The 475-nt window shown below is 73.9% G+C and carries 1 protein-coding gene; it reads right to left on the reverse strand.

Annotated elements, in window-relative coordinates:
* Window positions 1-109: 109 nt before the first annotated feature.
* The coding region (locus tag VR44_RS10620) for a cupin domain-containing protein (protein ID WP_045947178.1) at window positions 110-475 on the reverse strand (366 nt) is incomplete at its 5' end.

Consider the following 475-nt stretch of genomic DNA (forward strand, 5'->3'; position numbering starts at 1 on the left):
CGACCCCGACGGCAACGAGTTCTCCGTACGACGGCCCCGGTAGCGGGACCGGGAGAAGGCCGCCCCCTTTCCCCGGCCCGCGCGGCGGCCCGGATCACTGCGGTGGCCGTCAGGTGGGCGGGGCGGCCGGGAAGTCGGTGGCGGGGTGGGTGGCGTAGGGGCTCATGGCGGCGATGTTCGCCTCCGGGGTCAGTGGCCGGCCGTCGGTGAGCATGTCCTGGAGGTCGCGGAAGTACTGCACGTACCGGCCGGGGGTGAAGGTGCTGAGCATGACGGCGGGCTGGTCGGTGACGTTGGCGAAGGTGTGCGGGGCGCCGGGTGGGACCACGACGAGGGTGCCGGCGGGGGCGTCGTGGCTGTCGTGGCCGACGGTGAAGCGGACGGTGCCGGAGAGGATGTAGAAGCCCTCGTCGTGCTGGGCGTGGCGGTGCTGGGGCGGCCCGGGTGTGTGCGGGGCGAGGACGGACTCCGCGAA

The organism is Streptomyces katrae (assembly GCF_000966975.1).
In the GTDB taxonomy this organism is placed as follows: domain Bacteria; phylum Actinomycetota; class Actinomycetes; order Streptomycetales; family Streptomycetaceae; genus Streptomyces; species Streptomyces katrae.